The 17,370-nt window shown below is 46.8% G+C and carries 18 protein-coding genes; 13 read left to right on the top strand and 5 right to left on the bottom strand.

All coding sequences use genetic code 11. The features are described from left to right. The first annotated feature begins 104 nt into the window (after positions 1–104). From QUA03_RS22080 to QUA03_RS22035, 10 genes are all read left to right on the top strand, one after another. Positions 105–722, top strand: a complete 618-nt coding sequence (locus QUA03_RS22080) for a hypothetical protein (RefSeq protein WP_333214968.1) — start codon at positions 105–107, stop codon at positions 720–722. Next, positions 722–898, top strand: coding sequence for a hypothetical protein (locus tag QUA03_RS22075; protein WP_333145240.1), 177 nt, complete (start codon positions 722–724; stop codon positions 896–898). Before QUA03_RS22080 ends, QUA03_RS22075 begins: the two co-directional genes overlap by 1 nt. A gap of 2 nt (positions 899–900) precedes the next feature. Beyond that, complete coding sequence (locus QUA03_RS22070) at positions 901–1,101, top strand: hypothetical protein (RefSeq protein WP_015179858.1); 201 nt, start codon at positions 901–903, stop codon at positions 1,099–1,101. A gap of 3 nt (positions 1,102–1,104) precedes the next feature. Continuing rightward, on the top strand, positions 1,105–1,320 hold the full coding sequence (locus tag QUA03_RS22065; RefSeq protein WP_015179857.1) for a hypothetical protein: 216 nt from the start codon (positions 1,105–1,107) through the stop codon (positions 1,318–1,320). Positions 1,321–1,384: 64 nt separating this feature from the next. Beyond that, a complete protein-coding gene (locus QUA03_RS22060) occupies positions 1,385–2,110 on the top strand; it encodes a hypothetical protein (RefSeq protein ID WP_333214966.1) in 726 nt (241 codons plus the stop codon). An 18-nt stretch (positions 2,111–2,128) separates the two neighbouring features. Next, a complete protein-coding gene (locus tag QUA03_RS22055) occupies positions 2,129–2,668 on the top strand; it encodes a hypothetical protein (protein ID WP_333214964.1) in 540 nt (179 codons plus the stop codon). Beyond that, positions 2,668–4,821, top strand: a complete 2,154-nt coding sequence (locus QUA03_RS22050) for a hypothetical protein (protein ID WP_333214962.1) — start codon at positions 2,668–2,670, stop codon at positions 4,819–4,821. Before QUA03_RS22055 ends, QUA03_RS22050 begins: the two co-directional genes overlap by 1 nt. A gap of 137 nt (positions 4,822–4,958) precedes the next feature. Next, positions 4,959–5,198: a hypothetical protein gene (locus QUA03_RS22045; protein ID WP_194011279.1), complete on the top strand. Its 240-nt coding sequence runs from the start codon at positions 4,959–4,961 to the stop codon at positions 5,196–5,198. A gap of 8 nt (positions 5,199–5,206) precedes the next feature. After that, positions 5,207–5,746, top strand: coding sequence for a hypothetical protein (locus QUA03_RS22040; RefSeq protein ID WP_333214959.1), 540 nt, complete (start codon positions 5,207–5,209; stop codon positions 5,744–5,746). A gap of 196 nt (positions 5,747–5,942) precedes the next feature. Beyond that, positions 5,943–6,191: a hypothetical protein gene (locus QUA03_RS22035; RefSeq protein ID WP_333214957.1), complete on the top strand. Its 249-nt coding sequence runs from the start codon at positions 5,943–5,945 to the stop codon at positions 6,189–6,191. A 335-nt stretch (positions 6,192–6,526) separates the two neighbouring features. Here QUA03_RS22035 and QUA03_RS22030 read toward each other — a convergent pair whose 3' ends face one another. The 3 genes from QUA03_RS22030 to QUA03_RS22020 are packed head-to-tail and all read right to left on the bottom strand — an operon-like array spanning position 6,527 to position 7,411. Next, positions 6,527–6,736 (bottom strand): hypothetical protein, encoded by a 210-nt coding sequence (locus QUA03_RS22030; RefSeq protein WP_333214955.1) that lies wholly within the window; start codon positions 6,734–6,736, stop codon positions 6,527–6,529. After that, a complete protein-coding gene (locus QUA03_RS22025; RefSeq protein WP_333214953.1) occupies positions 6,729–7,025 on the bottom strand; it encodes a hypothetical protein in 297 nt (98 codons plus the stop codon). The genes QUA03_RS22030 and QUA03_RS22025 overlap by 8 nt, the downstream gene beginning before the upstream one ends. Positions 7,026–7,069: 44 nt before the next feature. Next, positions 7,070–7,411 (bottom strand): hypothetical protein, encoded by a 342-nt coding sequence (locus tag QUA03_RS22020; RefSeq protein WP_333214951.1) that lies wholly within the window; start codon positions 7,409–7,411, stop codon positions 7,070–7,072. Between the two features lie 750 nt (positions 7,412–8,161). Between QUA03_RS22020 and QUA03_RS22015 the strand changes: the two genes are divergently transcribed. Together QUA03_RS22015 and QUA03_RS22010 are read left to right on the top strand one after the other, a co-directional pair. After that, positions 8,162–9,934, top strand: a complete 1,773-nt coding sequence (locus QUA03_RS22015; RefSeq protein WP_333214949.1) for an NHLP bacteriocin system secretion protein — start codon at positions 8,162–8,164, stop codon at positions 9,932–9,934. A gap of 19 nt (positions 9,935–9,953) precedes the next feature. After that, on the top strand, positions 9,954–12,167 hold the full coding sequence (locus QUA03_RS22010; protein ID WP_333214947.1) for an NHLP family bacteriocin export ABC transporter peptidase/permease/ATPase subunit: 2,214 nt from the start codon (positions 9,954–9,956) through the stop codon (positions 12,165–12,167). A 268-nt stretch (positions 12,168–12,435) separates the two neighbouring features. Here QUA03_RS22010 and QUA03_RS22005 read toward each other — a convergent pair whose 3' ends face one another. Further along, positions 12,436–15,108: an NHLP bacteriocin export ABC transporter permease/ATPase subunit gene (locus tag QUA03_RS22005; protein WP_333214945.1), complete on the bottom strand. Its 2,673-nt coding sequence runs from the start codon at positions 15,106–15,108 to the stop codon at positions 12,436–12,438. Positions 15,109–15,654: 546 nt separating this feature from the next. Here QUA03_RS22005 and QUA03_RS22000 point away from each other — a divergent pair. Next, complete coding sequence (locus QUA03_RS22000; RefSeq protein WP_333214943.1) at positions 15,655–15,843, top strand: hypothetical protein; 189 nt, start codon at positions 15,655–15,657, stop codon at positions 15,841–15,843. 861 nt (positions 15,844–16,704) lie between these two features. On the opposite strand, the gene QUA03_RS21995 is transcribed toward QUA03_RS22000, so the two are convergent. Further along, a complete protein-coding gene (locus QUA03_RS21995; RefSeq protein WP_333214941.1) occupies positions 16,705–17,016 on the bottom strand; it encodes a hypothetical protein in 312 nt (103 codons plus the stop codon). Positions 17,017–17,370 lie beyond the last annotated feature (354 nt).

Raw genomic sequence — 17,370 nt, 5'->3', positions numbered from 1 at the left:
AAAAAGCATTAGTTGACTAATGTACCGATGCACTGATACACTAACACACATATCGATAGAAATCGTTTTTATCGATAAATATCGTTTCTGAGACAGACTAAACTATGAAACCAGAAAGCCTTGCTGTAATTGACGTTGAAGTCGAGCAAATCGATAATCCTGAGCCAGAAGACGAGGAAACCTGGTACTCTGCGGTGCAAATTCAAGGGCTGCTGAAACTGAGCAAAGCCGGATTGCAGCAATCGATTTCCAAGCTTCAGAGCATCTACGGGCTGGATATTGCAACCCTTCGCCGTGGCGCTGCACGAGCAACCCAATACTCTGAGCTTGCCCTGAAAGCTTGCAAACTATTGAATGCAGGAAAACTTAGCGAACTGCGAAAGCTGGTAGAAGCCACACCGACCGCACCTTCTGCGACCCCAGCCGGAGCATTGACAATCAACGAATACACCCCAGCATTGGATCAACGCATCACTCAACTTGGTCAAAATGCTGCAACTACCTCGGCATCCTTGAATCAGTCGGTTATGCAAGTTCTGGCTCAAATTGCCTCAGAGAATGAAGCGGCACAAAAACGTGATTCTGACTTAAACAAAGCCAGAATCAACGCAGCACAGAACCGGGGCGCAGCACAAGGCTTGGCAATATTTCAAGCTGAACAGAAGGCACAAAACGAAGTATTAGCGCAATTGCGGGCTATGCAGTTAGGGGGAGTAGAATAATGGCTTTTTTTAAAGTGAAAGTCAGCCGGGAATGCAACACAACGAGAACCTTTAATGTTGTGGGAAACCGCCCACAGGAAGCTATACAGGCTGCTGCATTACAGTTGCGAGATGAAGGTGTAGCGGATGCTGTAGCGATTGCAGTAGTTGGTCAAATTAGTAGTTTGAGGGATTAAAAATGGTACGGATTATTAACGGTGTGGTGTTTGAAGACGGCAAACCTGGAAAACGGGTTATCAATACTAACGGCGGAAATTACGTTGAGAAAATCGAGGGTGATTTTATCGCTGGCACGGTTATCAATCACAAGCCGACTCCAACACGCCAGGACTTATCTAAAGATGGCGATGCAATTGACGTGAAATCTGAGGAGGTTTAGGCGATGCTTGATGATGACAAAGACTTCGACAAAAACGTGACACGGCTGATGATTGGCGGTGCGTTATTGACCAACGCTCTTGTCTTTGCGGTCGGCTACGACACAGGCTATCAGTCTGGAGCAAAACGAGTCCCGGAGCCGACAATCATTCACGGCAACGTCACGATTAACAACAACAACAGCAACAATTTCAGCCAGCCGTCACCCGTCGAAAAGTAGGCGGCTGGCTTTGTAAACCTCTCCTAGCTTGCGCTGGGAGAGTTCTATCTAAGGAGATTGTACTATGGATTTTGGACGCAACGACAGCAGTAGCATAGCGATACGCAACCCCGCAGCGGGACACAGCCCATACATTGATGAGAAGGCGGGAGATTGGGCTGACACAGAAGCGGACATCCTCTCTTACTTGAGCGATGTTAATAAGTTGGAGGCGATGGCAGATAAAGCTTCCAACGCCGAACAACTCGCTCTAGTTCTGGAACCGTTTTTGGACAACGCTGAAACCTATCTGGAGGCACTGGCAAAGATTGCCGACGGTCAGGTTACTTGGACGGAACTTCGGAAGAAATTTGGCTCTAAAGTTGGGAATGCAATTGCGAAAATCCGCAAGCTCAATGCAGAATTCGGCTCCGAGATGGAGCAATTAGATGCCAAAGACCGTGCAGCAATGCTGAAGATTGAAACCAAGCGTCAGCACGGCTTAGCCGAAATTGCTTCCGAGCTCACAGGGGATTTACAGGCCGAGCTGTGGCGACATGAAAACAAGATGGCCTCCCTCGCAAATCGGGGTGAGGTTGCAGAGAAGAGGCAAACAATTCAAGAATCTCTTAGGGAAAGGCGACAGAAGCTGCTCAGTCGCGCAACAGTCGGCTCGGACAAAGGGATTCAGGAGAAAGTGCCAGTGACTATTGGATCTACTAGTAACAACAGCGCCAGCGTGTCGGCAACTGGTACAGCTAGAGGGTTTGGGGGCTGGTTTGCGAACGTAATGAACTTCAACAACCGTTAAAAGAGAGGGGACTGACTTATGCACGAATTCATCGGGTCAAGTCCCCTCTCTTTTGCGGGAGGGGGACAGCAACAAAACCAGCAGCACCAGCAATATCAAGCTACAGCAGCACCAACAATTGATCAACCGCAACCAGAGGAAACCAACGCCGAACGCCAATACCGAGACGCTGCCAACCTCTGTGAAGTAGTAGCACCCACAGTCTTAGGTTCGGCAGTGGTTTTCGCTTTCCATTCAATGCAAGTCGCGGGCGGTTCGGTAGTTGCAATTGGTATCTACCAGATTTATTTAGCAGCCAAAATTACCGGGCAATCAAAGCATCGCTTGCCTACTGCAATTGTTGGTGCTGGGGTGAGTATCGGTATGCTTGCTAGCCTTGCCGAACCGCTATCTGAATCGCAGCAAGTAGGGGAGGTAGAACCACGCCTAGAAACAGGAATTAAAGAAATTCAGACAGTAAGAAAACTTGTCTCTAATAGCTTTGATTACTTGCCTTCAATTGCGCTTGTCATCATCGTTTTCTGCCTAATGTTCAAAGCCAAAGGGGGAAGCAAGTAATGACACCATTAACCGAAAAACACGCTCAATTACTTAAGTCAAACCGCGCACTGCTTCTGACTTTTGAAAGACTCCCAATTGCAGGTAAATTGTCAGCAGTTGCCCTGGCACTGATATTGGGAGTGTATAGCGGGATAACCGCAATCCAGGGGACGGCAAGCAATAGGGTGCAACTCTGCATCCGCAATAAACAAGCCTTGCAGTGCGTTGACAAGGCAGGCAAACCCTACATCATGACCGAGTATTATGCGGAGCGGTGGAAGGCAAATCCCAACGTGGTTTTTCATAAAAGAATTCCCGCTACAAATCCACATAAAGCACTGTGGATGGCGCTTGCTGGAGGCAGTTTTTGGGTCGCAGGTATCGGGTTCCGAAGCTTGCAGAATTCCGAGCGCCAGCTTGCAAATTACGAGGCTATTGCAGAGAAACGCGACTTGGCAAAAGGTCAACTGAATGCTCGTAGCGAACTGCTGGAAGATTACCGGGCAATGAGGATTAAAGAAGTCCAAGCGGAGGGAGACGTGGAAGCTGTCGCGAACGATTGCGCCGTGGTTATCAAGCAGTGTGAGGTTTTGGGTGAAGCCGATATCAGAATTGCTCAACTGGAGGCTGAGGAAGCCATTTTTGAGGCAGAAACTGCGGGATTGTCTGAGGACAAAAAGCAAGAATATATCGCCTTCTTGCGAAACCAAAAGACTCCTTTCCAGTTCCAGTTGACGGGGACGCAAACGCTGGACAGCATCAACAACCCTAGCGACAAAGTAGAGTCTGATTCAGCGCTAGCAATTCAGTCACGTAAAACCCCCGGAGAGCAACTATTAGAGGATTTAGCTTACTCGGATAAGTCAATGCTTTTAACAGGTTCTACGGGCGCTGGCAAAAGCCACACTTTATCGGCATGGTTAGATTCTGTGTACAGCCAAGCACGAAGCAAAAGACAGGCTGCATCGGTGTGGATTCTTGGACGGAAAAATGATAGTTTCTGCGGGCTGCGGGAAGCAGGGAAACTAACCATTTTCAATTCAATAGACCCGACAAAAGCTTACAAATTAATTGAGAATTTCCACAAGAATTTCTTAGCCAGACTTGACAACATATCTGAAGCTGACCGCAAACACTTGCCCCCGCTACGGTTGATTTTAGAGGATTGGTCATCAATTGTCTTGACGCTTCGGAAGGCTCACAAAGCACTTTGGGCAAAGATTGAATTAATGTTGCTCGACATTATTACAGTCGGTCGAGATTACAATGTTTGCCTTCTAGTGTTGGCTCAATCCTTAAACCTTGAAGCGCTTGGATTGGTGGGAGATGCGAACTTGCGGGCAAACATGGCGATTGTCGCTCAAGGGTTGTTAGTGAAGACGGAGGACGGCAAAACTAAGGGTGATTATCTGCTGGTGGAGCTGGCGATTAAGAACCAGTACATCGTCTCTGACAATGCTCAACGCCAGACGCTTTTAGCACAGCTTAACGAGTTAATGGCGGAATCTAAAGCCAAACAAATTCCAGTTTTCTTCACGACTCTGGGGGGTGGGAACGTCGGCTTGCTGCCTTGTATCGAGAAGTCTATTATCAAACTTACGCCAGAAGAAATAGACGAAAAACTGGATTTTGATATCGAGAAATTCAGACAGTATTTAATTCAACAAGAGGCAGGAATAACGACTGTCGAAACCAATAAAAAACCCCAGCTATCTGATTCTGAATACTGGCAACGAACTTACGATTTAGAGTTTAATTTGGGCGATAAAAAGCCGTCCGATAGTCCGACAGAGGATTCCCCAGAGGATTCCCAAGAGGAAGTGTCCGACTATGACAACGGACAGCCAGAACCGTTGTCAGACAAGCTGTCCGGCGAAGTGTCCGGCTTCGTGTGGACTGTCCGACGGTTTGGTCAGATGTTCCCTAACCTGGCTCCTGAGCAATTATTTGTGTCCGTGTCCGAGGCTGCTTTATCGGGCGCAAATATCCGCACAATTATCAAGTCAGTTTTAAAGTGTGGTGAAAAAAACGGTCATCCAACACGCAGCTATTCACGCCACGGAAAAAGCCTCTTGAAGTGGCTAATTCAAAATTACGATGATGGAGAGATTGCACAGTTGCCAAAAATTCAAGAGTTCCTACAAAACGAAAGGGGTAATAACAATGCTTAGTAAGTTATTAAGGGTGATTCCCGGCTAATTGCTTGATGCAATTTACGATGCCATTTTTGCAGAGTTAGTCAGGCGCGGTGACATCATCCTCTCTGATGACTTGAACAACCACGACTACAACTAAGGAGAGCAAAACGATGCCAACCATGAAGCAGTACGAACATTCCGGCAATCCACCAATTCCTGATGAATTAGCTACCTGCATCGCCTTCTTGCAAGCTGCCAAACTCAGAGCCGAAGCGCACATCTGCAATCCATTTACAGATACGTCGTGGCTGGAAGAACCAGAACAGAAATTGATAGATATTGCCAGCGAAAGCATTGACTTAGCTGTAGCGAATGCAAGAAGCGTTAAGGGAGGCGTTGAGACGGAATGAGGATGAAGATGAATAAACCCAGCAGCACTTACTTAATCTCTGTCCGCCCGACGTGGGCTGATGCGTTCTTCCTCGACTGCAATCCAAAAACAATTGAATTGAGAAAAGGCAACTTTGGAACCTCTCTAAAAGCGGGCGATAGCATTGTAATTTATTCAACCTTGCCAGTAGGTGAAGCGATCGGCACAGTCAAGGTTATAAAACGCGAATCTCTGACTGTCGATCGACTGTGGCAAGAATCTCAGCAAGGGCAACTGGCAAAAGTATCGCGCGAACAGTTCAAGACTTATTACACCAATCAGGAATCGGGTATTGGTGTTTGGGTTAGCGCTGCCGAACTCTTACTTTCGTCCGATCGCACTTTACAAACTTCGCCAGAACTGGGGCCCTCGCTGGCAGCCACCGCAGCAAATTCAGCAGCTAACACCCGAACAGATGACATTCATCAAAGGAGCATAAATCAATGGAAGATAATGAATTGCCAGAGGGATATTATCATTGCGGGGACTGTGGCAGAGAAACCCCACACGAATATTTGCAGGCGATAGATTCAGTTTTTTATGAGACTTGCTCTGGGGAAGAAATTAATCGACTAGAATCAGAAACGCCATTCCTCCTCACTTGCATGGTTTGCCCTTTCGAGCCGCTGAACATCGATCGCTGAACATTGCCAACACAACCGAGCGCTACGGTGTTACAGACAATTTGACTGAAACGAACTAACAACTAATAGGAGAAAAAAAGATGATAGGAGATAAAAGCTTTTACGATGTCTGTACGAAAATGTGGGGGGCAAACCTAGAAAAAGCACCAGAGGAGTACAAGCAAGAATTGCTAAGCGAATTAACAAGCCTGTACGAAGTAGGTGGCTGTTTTGAGGATGAAGGTTTCATCTCTTCGTCCTGCAATGATGAAAAATTCACCATCAAGCCGATGAACTGGTTTCGGTCAAGAATCGAGTGTGAAGCTTTAATCGAATTCTGCAAGAGCTAAACCACTGAACATCGATCGCTGAACATTGCCAACATAACCGAGCGCTACCTTGTCCCAGATGAACCGAGCCGGACTGTGTTATCGGTGATTTGATTGAAACAAACAGACATTAGCTCGAATAAAAAAGAAGCCTCCGGGAATCTCCGGGGGCTTCTTTTTTGGAATGTGTCGCCGCTGCAACTAAACGACAAGCTTATTGTACCGATCGCCAAAAATCCAAAGCCGCTATACTGCACTCATTGGGGCAACCTATTGCCAATTACCAATTACTAATTACCCTTCATAGAAACGCCCCCCGACCTTGCGCCGGGGGTTTTTGTTTTGGGGGGACTCTTCTATTCTCCCCGCTCGAACCGCTGCATTTCAGCATAGTTTCGCATCTCTTCCCGCTCCTCTCCTTCGAGGTCGGTGATATTCTCAAAAGTGTGATTACAGGCCGCGCACCGATAATTGGTAAATTCCTCCAAGGTTTCACGGTGGCTTACGGAAACCACGGTCAGCTCGGTGCTACCACAGTTCGGGCATTCAATCGGTTCATCATTCATTGCCGTCTTCCTCAATAATTTCTAAAATTTTCTCAATATCGGAGAGCGATGCGGTAGATTTTTTGCGATCAGCCTTCAACCGATTGAGCAGGTCGGCTGGCTCCGGTAGCTTGATCGCTGGTGCTGGATTTTGTTTCAGTTCTGCGACTTGCGCTTCAACCTTCTCCCGTTCTTCACGTTCTTCTCCTTGGCGGGATTGTAATAGTGCTACCACCTTGCGCTGGTTGTCGATCGTCGTAGAACTCGATTCTAAAAGCTGATCGTAGTCCTGCTGATTCTCTGTCGGCATGGAGCCTAATTGCTGCCTGAACGGTTCGTCATGGGTACGATCGGTCAGGCCGCGGACTCCCCCAACAGTTCAGCCTTTAATTCTGCCTTTAGCGCTGCGCGCAATGGTTCAGTCTGACGTTGGACAATTTCTGTAATACGCGCTTCTAACACGCTGTCTGACAAATTTTGTCTTACGTCTGACGGCTGTCTGACTTCTTCCGGTGCGGGCAAGACAACAGAGCCATCATTTAGCGCCTCGATGCCCGCCCGCATAATGTCGATTAAAGTCTTAGAGCGATCGCACCCGTGTTTAGTATTAGCCGCCGGATAACGCTCTTTGCCTAGATTGTCGATCGCTGCTAGCACTTCATCTGGACAGCGAAAAGTTAAAGATGTTGACGCCATTGTCTTACCTCAGTCATATATGTATGACATTATTGTATAACATCAGTTGCTGTTTGTAGGACAGATAAGCCAAAATTGTCATACGCTTGTTTGTCATACACACCTTTATGTCTAACAATTGTCTTATACACTGCCACCATTATGTAAAACCTAAGCGTAAGACAAACTTACACGCCAAACACTACACCGAACCTAGAAAAATGAATAACCTCGACCCACCCGGATAGAAACCGCGCTGCTAACTAGCAAATTACTCATGCTAAAAGTGTAAGACGCATAACTTCCCACCGTCCTACACTTGCTGGACATGAGTCTTACTTATGTCTGACAATCTAGTCTTACAACCTCTGAAAAGCCGTCCTACAATTCGTTAAGTTGTAATACAATGACGTAAGACAAAGCACCAGGCTTACCACAAAACTAATGCCCTAGCGAATCGCTGGCCAACGCATAGTATCTGATGTGCCTGCCTGGAACGAAGATCGCCTTGAACTCGAAATTGCAGGTTCGCCAGCGATGGAGCGATTGTGCTTGAGGCCGAAAATCAAGTTGCAGTTTTGGCGCAACTTGACATACTAAAAAACAGAGCCGCTTAGACACCACAGTCCCGTCCATTTTTTGGCGGGGCGCATTTTTACCCCCATGCCATCGTAAATTAGGGCTTTTGGGATGAAACCAATAGGTAAGTATAATGAAACTTTAAAGCTTACTATAGAAAACATCACTAGCTAAGCAAAAACAAAAAAATGTATGCCTCCAGGCAACAAACTCTTCCGTGAAGAAGCGCTTGAGCGCCTTTCTTCACCCGAACAACTCGACAAACTAATGCGGGTAGTCAGCCCCCAAACTTGGTTACCTTTGGTTTCGATGGGCTGTTTAATTGTTGGGGCTGGGGTTTGGAGTGTAGTTGGGCGCATTCCTCTCACCGTTACGGGTGCTGGCGTATTGATTCGTCCGCGTCATGTGGTACAATTCCAAGCGCCTAAGGAAGGTCAAATATTAAACATAAATGTTAAGGCGGGAGATAGAGTTAAGCAAGGGCAGGTACTCGCTACAGTCGATCAGTCTCAACTTCAAAAAGAACTAGAGTTACAGAAAGCCAAGTTAGCCCAACTGCAACAACAGAATCAAAGTACCTTAGCTCTGCGAAAGCAGCAGATAGCGCTACAATTGATAACGCTTCAGCAACAGCAGAAAGACTTAGAAGAAAGTTTGCGTCGCGAGTCACTCGCACCAATGCTGCGAGAAGAAACCCTCCAAGCACTAGAGCAAAAACGCTTACGTCTGGAAGAAAGTGTGCGCCGAGAGCAAGTTACGCCAGTGCTGCGCCAACAAACTCTCACCGCACTTGCACAAAAGCGTAAAAGTCTGGAGGAAAGTGTGCGCCGAGAGCAAGTTACGCCAGTGCTGCGGCAACAAACTCTCGCAGCACTCGCAGAAAAACGCGAAAGTCTTCTTGAGCGAAAGCAACAAATTAGCGCGTTGCTAAAAACTTTGCAACAGCGCGTAGAAACTCGTCGTGGTTTGTTTGAAGAAAAAATCGTCAGTCAGGATGTGCTGTTGCAGTCGGAACAGGAATTGTTGAACGCGCAGACGCAAGTGTCGGATATCGACACGCAACTTAAGGAACTTGATGTTCAGAAAACCAATACCGAACGGGAATATCTCCAAAATCTCAATAAAGTTGATGAGTTCAAAAATGCTATTAAAGAAATTGATGTTCAAGTTACCAATACAGAACGAGAATACCAGCAAAACTTAAATAGAATTGACGAATTTAAAACCAACTTACAAGAAATCCTAATCCAAAAAACTAATGCCAAGCGCGAATACCTACAAGCTCAAAATAGAATTGACGAATTCCAAACCAAAATTAAGGAAATCGAAGCCCAAAAAGCCCAACAGGTTCAACAAGACGTAGAAAAATCTCTTGACAAAACCAATCAAACCCAAGAAATTAAAGACAAGATTTCTCAATTAGAAGTGCAATTGGCCCAGTCAAGTCAAGTTATCAGCAAACATGATGGGTATGTTTTAGACACCAGCGTTATGCCGGGTCAAATTGTTGGCGCTGGCACCCGTCTGGGAATAATTGAAGCTGAAGATTCTCATGTCAAACTGGAAAGTATTGTTTATTTTGCGGATAAAGATGGTAAACAAATTAAACAAGGTATGAATGTACAAGTTACCCCCAGCGTTGTCAAGCGTGAGCGCTACGGTGGTATTGTTGGGGTAGTAACGAATGTTTCTCCTTTTCCGGTGACAACTCAGGAAATTGCCGCAGTTGTGGGCAATGAAGAGTTAGCGAAAAGTCTGGCTGGTGAGAATGGTGCCCGAGTGCAAGTTTTTGTTCAATTGCAAGAAGATGCAACTACAAAAAGTGGTTATAATTGGTCTTCTTCCAAGGGGCCTGAGTTAAAAGTTTCATCAGGTACTACTACATTAGTTCGGGTCAAAGTAGGAGAAGTGGCTCCGATTTCTTATATTATTCCTCTGTTTCGCTCTTGGACTGGTGTGTATTGAAATTTAACAAAAGACAGCGATGATTTCGAGTATTCTGCGCCGACTTCTACCCCGTCGCGTTCCCACTCCCACGCTTTTGCAAATGGAGGTTGTAGAATGCGGTGCTGCTGCTTTGGGCATTATTCTAGGATATTACTCGCGCATTGTCCCGCTAGCGGAACTGCGGCGCGAGTGCGGCGTGTCGCGAGATGGTTCTAGTGCTTTTTATCTGGTTAAAGCAGCGCGGAACTATGGTTTAAATGCCAAAGGGTTTAGAGCGCCGTTGGAAAAACTGAAAACCATTCCCTCACCCTACATTGTATTTTGGAATTTTAACCACTTTGTGGTAGTAGAGGGGTTCGGGAAAAAGTGCGTTTATCTCAATGACCCCGCTACGGGACAGCGAACGGTTTCCCTCGAAGAGTTCGATCGCGCTTACACTGGGGTTATCCTGGTAATGGAACCTGGCCCTTCTTTTCAAAAGGGCGGTAAAAAAAGGAACACTCTCGCGGCTTTAGTGTCGCGGTTGCGGTACTCTTGGGGTACCATTTTATTCTGCCTGTTCGCGGGGTTTTTGCTCACCGTTCCTCGCTTGGCGGTGTCTGCTTTTTCCCAAGTCTTCGTGGATGAAATTTTGGTTTCCCAACGCCAAGATTGGATACAGCCTTTGGTGCTGGGAATGGTTCTCACGGCGGTACTTAGGGGTATTCTCGCTTCCCTGCGACTTACCTACCTGCGGAATTTGATGTTGAAGCTGTCGGTAACGATGTCGGGCCAGTTTGTTTGGCACATTTTGCGTTTGCCAGTTGGGTTTTACGCACAGCGCTTTGCGGGTGAAATTAGCAGTCGGGTGTCGCTGAATGACAAGGTTGCGGGGATACTTTCGGGTACTTTGGGTAAAACTATCATCGACACGGTGATGATGGTTTTTTACTTTTTAATTATGCTACAGTACGATCGCCTCCTGACTGGGATAGCCCTTGTTTTTGCCTCGATTAATTTCTTCGCCCTACAGTTGATGTTGCGGACGCGGGTGGATGCGAATCTCAAGCTCGCGCAGGAGTATGGTAAGGTGAATGGGGTGGCGATCGCAGGCATTCAAACGATCGAAACACTAAAAGCTTCTGGTCTGGAATCCGACTCATTTGCCAAGTTCGCTGGCTACTATGCCAAAGCGCTGAACGCACAACAGGATTTAGCTTTACAATCTCAAGTTTTGACAATCTTACCCACGCTGCTGTCGGCGCTGATGACAGCTTCTATATTAATAGTCGGCGGCTTGAAAGTGATGGACGGGACGCTGAGTGTGGGGATGCTGGTTGCTTACCAGAGTTTAATGGCTGGTTTTTTGGAACCGATCGACAGTTTAATTAATTTTGGCAGTTTGTTGCAAGATGTGGAAGCGGATTTGAACCGACTCGATGATGTATTGCAAAATTCAGTGGACCCAGAGGTGGAAACAGGGCCAGAAGAGTCCAAGGGGGAAGGGGGAAAAACTTTTTCTCTTCAGCAATCACCAATCACCTTTGGCTTACAAGGTTATGTGGAGTTGCAGAATATTACTTTTGGTTACAGTCGAGTGGAAAAGCCGTTGATTGAAGATTTTAGCTTGAGTTTGAAGCCCGGTCAACGAGTAGCCGTTGTGGGGACTAGCGGTTCTGGTAAGTCTACCATTGCTAAGCTAATTTGCGGTCTTTACCAACCTTGGTCGGGAGAGATTTTGTTTGATGGTACACCCAGAAAACAGATTTCGCGTTCTGTTTTAACTTCTTCTTTGGCAATGGTCGAACAGGATATCTTTCTGTTTGGTGGAACTGTGCGGGAAAATCTCACTTTGTGGGATTCGACTGTAGCGCCAGCGGATTTGGTAAAGGCTTGTCAGGATGCAGCGATTCACGACACGATTCTATCATTGCCCGGAGGATACGAGGCGAAGCTGATTGAAGGGGGAATGAATTTGAGTGGGGGACAGCGCCAGCGATTGGAAATTGCCCGCGCAATGGTGAGAAATCCGGCGGTGTTGGTGTTGGATGAGGCAACCAGTTCCCTGGATGCTCAAACAGAGTTGATTATAGACCGGAATTTGCGACGGCGCGGTTGTTCTTGTGTTGTGATTGCTCACCGACTCAGTACGATTCGGGATTGCGATGAAATTATTGTACTGGAGCAGGGTTTGGTTGTACAGCGGGGAACTCACGAGCAGTTGTGGGCCCAAGGGGGCAGTTATGTGCGTTTGCTTCGCAGCGAAGAATGATTTTTAGAGTCCCGACTTTTTAGAGAAGTCCGGCGTCTAGGGATAGAGTCTTAAGTCTACATGGGTAAATTGCCGTGAGGCATTTGTTGGACACGTTCACTATAACCGTGGCTGACACTGGGCTGATCGTTTTACCGATCAGGTTCAATATTACCTAGCATTAACATCTGACTCGGGTGGTAAGTTGTTGTGCATTTAAATTGCATATTTCGATCCCATATCAAAACTCGTTACATCCTCTCCCCCTCTCTTCTGCCTTCTGCCTTCTTCACTCCATTTGTCTCGCCACCAATTGTGCAAATAAACCCTCTTGCTGCACCAACTCCTCAAACGTCCCCACCTGCACCACCCGCCCGGCTTCAACAACATAAATCCGATCCGCATGGCGAATCGTACTCAATCGGTGGGCAATGACAATCCTCGTCGCCTTCAACTTATCCAAACTTTCAACAACAATCCCTTGCGTGCGGTTATCCAACGAACTCGTCGCCTCATCCATCACAATAATTTTGGGCTGATTCACCAGGGCCCTGGCAATCAACAACCGCTGCTTTTGCCCCCCGGAAAGATTCGTTCCCCCCTCACTAATAACCGTGTGCATCTTCATCGGCATTTGCTCAATATCTTCAGCAAAACCCGCCATCCGTGCAGCTTCCCAAGCTTTTTCGTGCGACACCAACGCCCCAGCCGTGATATTCTCATAAATCGAACCCGAACCAATCCGACCAGTTTGCAGCACTACCCCCAACTGCCTTCGCACCGCCACCAAATCTAAAGAAGCCAAATCTTTGCCATCGTAATAAACCCTTCCGGAATTAGGCGTTTCAAATCCCAACAACAAGCGGACAATCGTTGACTTCCCACTTCCCGACGGGCCGACGATCGCCACAAATTCACCAGGTTGGGCACAAAGGGTTATATCATCAAGTACAGGCAATCCCTCATCCCGATAGCGAAAAGTCACGCGCTCCAAAACCACCCCACTCTGCAACTGACCCGGATTTACTCTATGAGGTTCGTACTCGGGTTTCGTTTGCAAAATCGGTTTCGCTCTTTCCCACAGCGGCACAATTCCCAAAATATCAGTCACGGTACTGCTAATACTACTTACAGCGCCGCTAAAAATCCCCAAGGCGGCATTAAAAGCCAAAAACGTACCTATCGTCAACCCGCTACCGTCATTAGCTTGCGCCATCTGAATCGACACTACGGCAAACCAATACAAAACTGCCGAACTCACCAAGGACAGCGACTCGTTGAACACATCCATTCCATCTTGAAGGCGTTGCAAACCAGCTTCCAACTTCATGCGATCACCGTACTTTTGGGCCCAAGCTGCAAACGCCCTGTCTTCGGCCTGCGCCAGCCGCAGCTTAGCCACCCCATTAATGAGTTGTACCACCAACCCGCTAATCTCGCCATCCAATTCTTGCAGCCGTCGCAAATTGCGGATTACCAAAAAATCAACCACAAAGGTGACTGCGGTTGTCAGCAAAGCTATCCCCACCCCCACCAAAGCGAGTCGCCAACTGTAAACAAACATCAGCACCAAATTCAGCAAACCGAACACTCCACTCATCAAAGTGCGTAGCGTTCCCCCCGACAGTATCTTACGAATTTGGTTCACCGACAAGGTGCGGTTGAGCAAGTCGCCGGAAGCATATTCCCGAAAAAAAGCCGGACTCAATCCCAGGAGTTTATCCCATACCGCCATTTGCAACGAACTATCAACGCTGTTCTCCACTCGCAGCGCTATAATCCCTTGAGACATCGCAAACGCGGAACTTCCGAAACCCAGCGCCAACAATGCCAGCGCTAATTGCCATAATAAATGGCGATCGCCATCTGGAATCGCACTATCTATCAAAATTCCCGTCGCCTGCGGTACCACCATCCCCAGCAGGGTACCAATAATTCCCACCACCATAATGCTGGCGATGTCTTTTTCATAGCCCTTGAAGCCAAACTTTAACAAGGACAAGACATTATTAATAACACTAGGTAACGGTCGGTAAAACTGGTAAGCGTCCGGTGCCAAAGTCGCAGCCACCGTCTCATTCATCCTCGTCCGAGTTTGAGTTACTCCATCGAACAAAACGTAACCGTTACCAACAACTAACAAAGCCACCGGATGCCCTGCAATGGTGTAAGCTAAAGCAGGGCCATATTCTCTTCGCCACCAGCCATCCTCCAACACCACGATCCGAATCCGAAATTGGGAGGAACGCGCTATAGCCTCCACCGAATCTTTTACAGATTTGAGTTCCTCCAACTGCGTCGGAGGACTAATCGTTATTCCCATAGCTTTTCCCACTGCACCCGCCGCAATTAACAAAGGAATTCCTTGCTGGAAGGATACCGTTTCTTGCTGCGGTTTTACTACACCCGCTAACTTAGAAAGAGCAGAATTGATTACGATTAGATTGAGTTCTTCTCTTTCATGAAGTTGCCGAAAAGTCGCCTCTGTTTTCTGCAACTGCTGCCCCTTCACATAATTGAATAAATCGGTATGTAAATCGGCTAAAATGTTTGGCAATGAAGCAGCACTCTCGGAATTTATGAAGGATAAGTTCTGGGAAGCGAACGCCGCTGTGTATTCCTGGCTGAATGTCTTCTTTAAACGGTTTACCCAACCATTCACTAACCCAATTGCCCTTTCTTCATCAACTGTTACCTGCGCTACCAAATCTGTTATGTTAATTTGGTATAGTTTTGTGGGTTCGATCGCTACGACCAAAAGCCCCCATTCTTCCCCCAGCACTGCACCAAATAAAGCTTCGCCCGCACCCACATCGAACAAATATTGGCGATCACTACTAACCAAACTATTTTTGACTTTACCAGCAAACAATGCTACCATACCAGTCTTGATAATCCAGATATTTTGTCGATCCTCCAACAACAGCGATTCATTTCCTTTAAGGCAGTAAATGGTATCCATTGGAGAAAAACTTACATTTTTACATTACATAGCGATCCTAGTAGTATCACAAAAGATAAGTGGCGTTTCATAATGGGGGGATGATTCAAGACGGCAGGGACACGGCCTCCGCAAGATTATTGTCCGCCATAGCGAGAATGCTGGTATCAGTAAACAAATGTCACCTCACCGCATCCGACATTCGGCTATCACGGCAGCAAATGTGTGATATTTTATATTTATTTTACCTGAGAAAGTTGAGTAAGATGCCAACTCGATTGGATCATCCCGATCTAACAGCTCAATCAAGCTCTCTCGATGTACTTTGGTGAAGTCGGCCAGTGGTCGAGCACGCGGGCCGTTAGCGGGTACAAACTTCTGGGCAATAAGCGCGTAAATTTGTTGGGGGGTTGGCTCCCAAAAAGCCCAACCCCTCGAAATAAAAAATAGTGACAAAAAAAATCTTTATATAATCTTTAAAATAAGATGTGTTATTTTTATTGAATCTTTATATTTTATTTACAATAATGTTTTATAATAAAAAAAATACTTTTGAGGAAAAAACCAATGTTTTTAAACCAAGGAACCCGCCAACCCGAAGCGTCCCAAGAAAAAGTGAACGGCGACAACATGGCTTCGGCTTGCGAAGAACTGGTGGAACTAGACGATGTGCAACTAGCCACGGTCGTTGGTGGTAGTATATGGGGTTTATTGATGGACTTAGCGAAGACGGTGAGGTATCGTAAAAAACGTTAAGGAATGGAAGAAGGTGGTATTATTAAGGTTTTGCACCCAAGGGAGAGAGGGGTGGTTGGGGGTGGTTGGGGTTGGTGTCCCACACTTTGCAACCGTAACCAAAAAAGTTAGAAAAGTCAAGTCAGAGATTCTCGACCTGTTCCCCCGTCCCGTGTTCATCTCTTAAATTCCCCCTCCCCCTGAACTTTTCCGATATCTGGCACTGTGGGGTAGCCGTTAGCCAGCACAAACTTTTCGGCAACGAGAGAAATTGCTTCACTCAAGTCTAAATAGCGTGATAAGTATTCTTCTAGTTATTTATCACGTTTGAGCTAGAGCTTGAGGCTGTAAAGCCTTACTAGCAAGAGTTTCACCGCATTCTTTTGCTTACATCCTAATAAACAAAGCGCAAACTGATGAAGCCGCTATACTGCAATTAATTGGGGCAAAGGATGAAAGCCAATTGCCAATTACCAATATTACCAATTACCCATCGTGTAAAAAGCTCCCCTGACATTTTCGGTCGGGGAGCTTTTTTGTTTGGGTGCGATCAGGCAAGCCAAAAAAAACCCCGCATTAACCGGGGTATCAATTCCTAAAGCCTGGGATGTGTCTTCCAGAACTCTTCAATTATCTCAACCATCACATCAGCATCACTTAAGCCAGCCTTCGATTTTGGATTCTTGGCTTTCAACTGATTGAGCAAGTCGGCCGGCTCCGGTAATTCGATCACAGGTGGTGGATTCTGTTCGGTAGTGTCCAGCCGTTTTTGCAGTTCTGCGAGTTCGGCTTGGAGTTGCTGACGATCGCGCGTAACTTCTTCTAGTTGCTCTTGAGTTTGTTTGAGTTGCTGCCTGAGCGGTTCGTCATTGGGGCGATCGGTCAGGCTGCGGACTCCCCCAAAATTTCAGCCTTTAATTCTGCTTTGACTTTCGTCATACGCTGTTCCAAGCTGTCTAACAAGTCTTGTCTTACGTCAAACGGCTGCTGTCTGGCTTCTGTGGCTGCGGGTGCGGGTAAGACGATCGAGCCATCATTTAGCGCCTCGATGCCCGCCCGCATAATGTCCATCAAAGTCTTAGAACGATCGCAGCCGTGATCATTATGTGCCGACGGATAACGCTCTTTCCCTAGATTGTCGATCGCCTCCAACACTTCATCTGGACAGCGAAAAGTTAACGATGTTGACGCCATTGTCTTACCTCAATCAAACGTGTATGACACCATTGTATAACAGCCGTCGCCGTTTGTATGACGTATAAGCAGAATCTGTCATACACTTACTTGTCATACACCCTGCTTATGTCTAACAAATTAGTCTTACAAACGCTTGACAAGTGTCTAACAGCTTGTTAGTATGTAAGACATAAGGGTAAGACACCTCAAACAAACCCATACACGGCAACCACTACAGCCACATCACACCACAGGAAAAACCATGCAATTACTCGCCGCCAAATTCAACCAAATTGCTACAGCAATCGAAACGACTAACGCCCAGATTGCAGCCCTACAAGCCAAGCTCAGCGAACTCCAAGAACATCAACA

The sequence above is a fragment of the Microcoleus sp. S36b_A4 genome, from assembly GCF_036700645.1.
In the GTDB taxonomy this organism is placed as follows: domain Bacteria; phylum Cyanobacteriota; class Cyanobacteriia; order Cyanobacteriales; family Microcoleaceae; genus Microcoleus.
Note: the sequence above shows the minus strand (reverse complement) of the source record. Positions and strands in the feature narration are given on the sequence as shown.

Bases quoted from the DNA above. Each gene is read 5' to 3' on its own strand.
- QUA03_RS22015 (WP_333214949.1), top strand. From the start codon at position 8,162: ATGCCTCCAGGCAACAAACTCTTCCGTGAAGAAGCGCTTGAGCGCCTT.
- QUA03_RS21995 (WP_333214941.1), bottom strand. From the start codon at position 17,016: ATGGCGTCAACATCGTTAACTTTTCGCTGTCCAGATGAAGTGTTGGAG.
- QUA03_RS22010 (WP_333214947.1), top strand. From the start codon at position 9,954: ATGATTTCGAGTATTCTGCGCCGACTTCTACCCCGTCGCGTTCCCACT.
- QUA03_RS22070 (WP_015179858.1), top strand. From the start codon at position 901: ATGGTACGGATTATTAACGGTGTGGTGTTTGAAGACGGCAAACCTGGA.
- QUA03_RS22080 (WP_333214968.1), top strand. From the start codon at position 105: ATGAAACCAGAAAGCCTTGCTGTAATTGACGTTGAAGTCGAGCAAATC.
- QUA03_RS22005 (WP_333214945.1), bottom strand. From the start codon at position 15,108: ATGGATACCATTTACTGCCTTAAAGGAAATGAATCGCTGTTGTTGGAG.
- QUA03_RS22055 (WP_333214964.1), top strand. From the start codon at position 2,129: ATGCACGAATTCATCGGGTCAAGTCCCCTCTCTTTTGCGGGAGGGGGA.
- QUA03_RS22020 (WP_333214951.1), bottom strand. From the start codon at position 7,411: ATGGCGTCAACATCTTTAACTTTTCGCTGTCCAGATGAAGTGCTAGCA.
- QUA03_RS22030 (WP_333214955.1), bottom strand. From the start codon at position 6,736: ATGAATGATGAACCGATTGAATGCCCGAACTGTGGTAGCACCGAGCTG.
- QUA03_RS22025 (WP_333214953.1), bottom strand. From the start codon at position 7,025: ATGCCGACAGAGAATCAGCAGGACTACGATCAGCTTTTAGAATCGAGT.
- QUA03_RS22035 (WP_333214957.1), top strand. From the start codon at position 5,943: ATGATAGGAGATAAAAGCTTTTACGATGTCTGTACGAAAATGTGGGGG.
- QUA03_RS22060 (WP_333214966.1), top strand. From the start codon at position 1,385: ATGGATTTTGGACGCAACGACAGCAGTAGCATAGCGATACGCAACCCC.
- QUA03_RS22000 (WP_333214943.1), top strand. From the start codon at position 15,655: ATGTTTTTAAACCAAGGAACCCGCCAACCCGAAGCGTCCCAAGAAAAA.
- QUA03_RS22045 (WP_194011279.1), top strand. From the start codon at position 4,959: ATGCCAACCATGAAGCAGTACGAACATTCCGGCAATCCACCAATTCCT.
- QUA03_RS22075 (WP_333145240.1), top strand. From the start codon at position 722: ATGGCTTTTTTTAAAGTGAAAGTCAGCCGGGAATGCAACACAACGAGA.
- QUA03_RS22065 (WP_015179857.1), top strand. From the start codon at position 1,105: ATGCTTGATGATGACAAAGACTTCGACAAAAACGTGACACGGCTGATG.
- QUA03_RS22040 (WP_333214959.1), top strand. From the start codon at position 5,207: ATGAATAAACCCAGCAGCACTTACTTAATCTCTGTCCGCCCGACGTGG.
- QUA03_RS22050 (WP_333214962.1), top strand. From the start codon at position 2,668: ATGACACCATTAACCGAAAAACACGCTCAATTACTTAAGTCAAACCGC.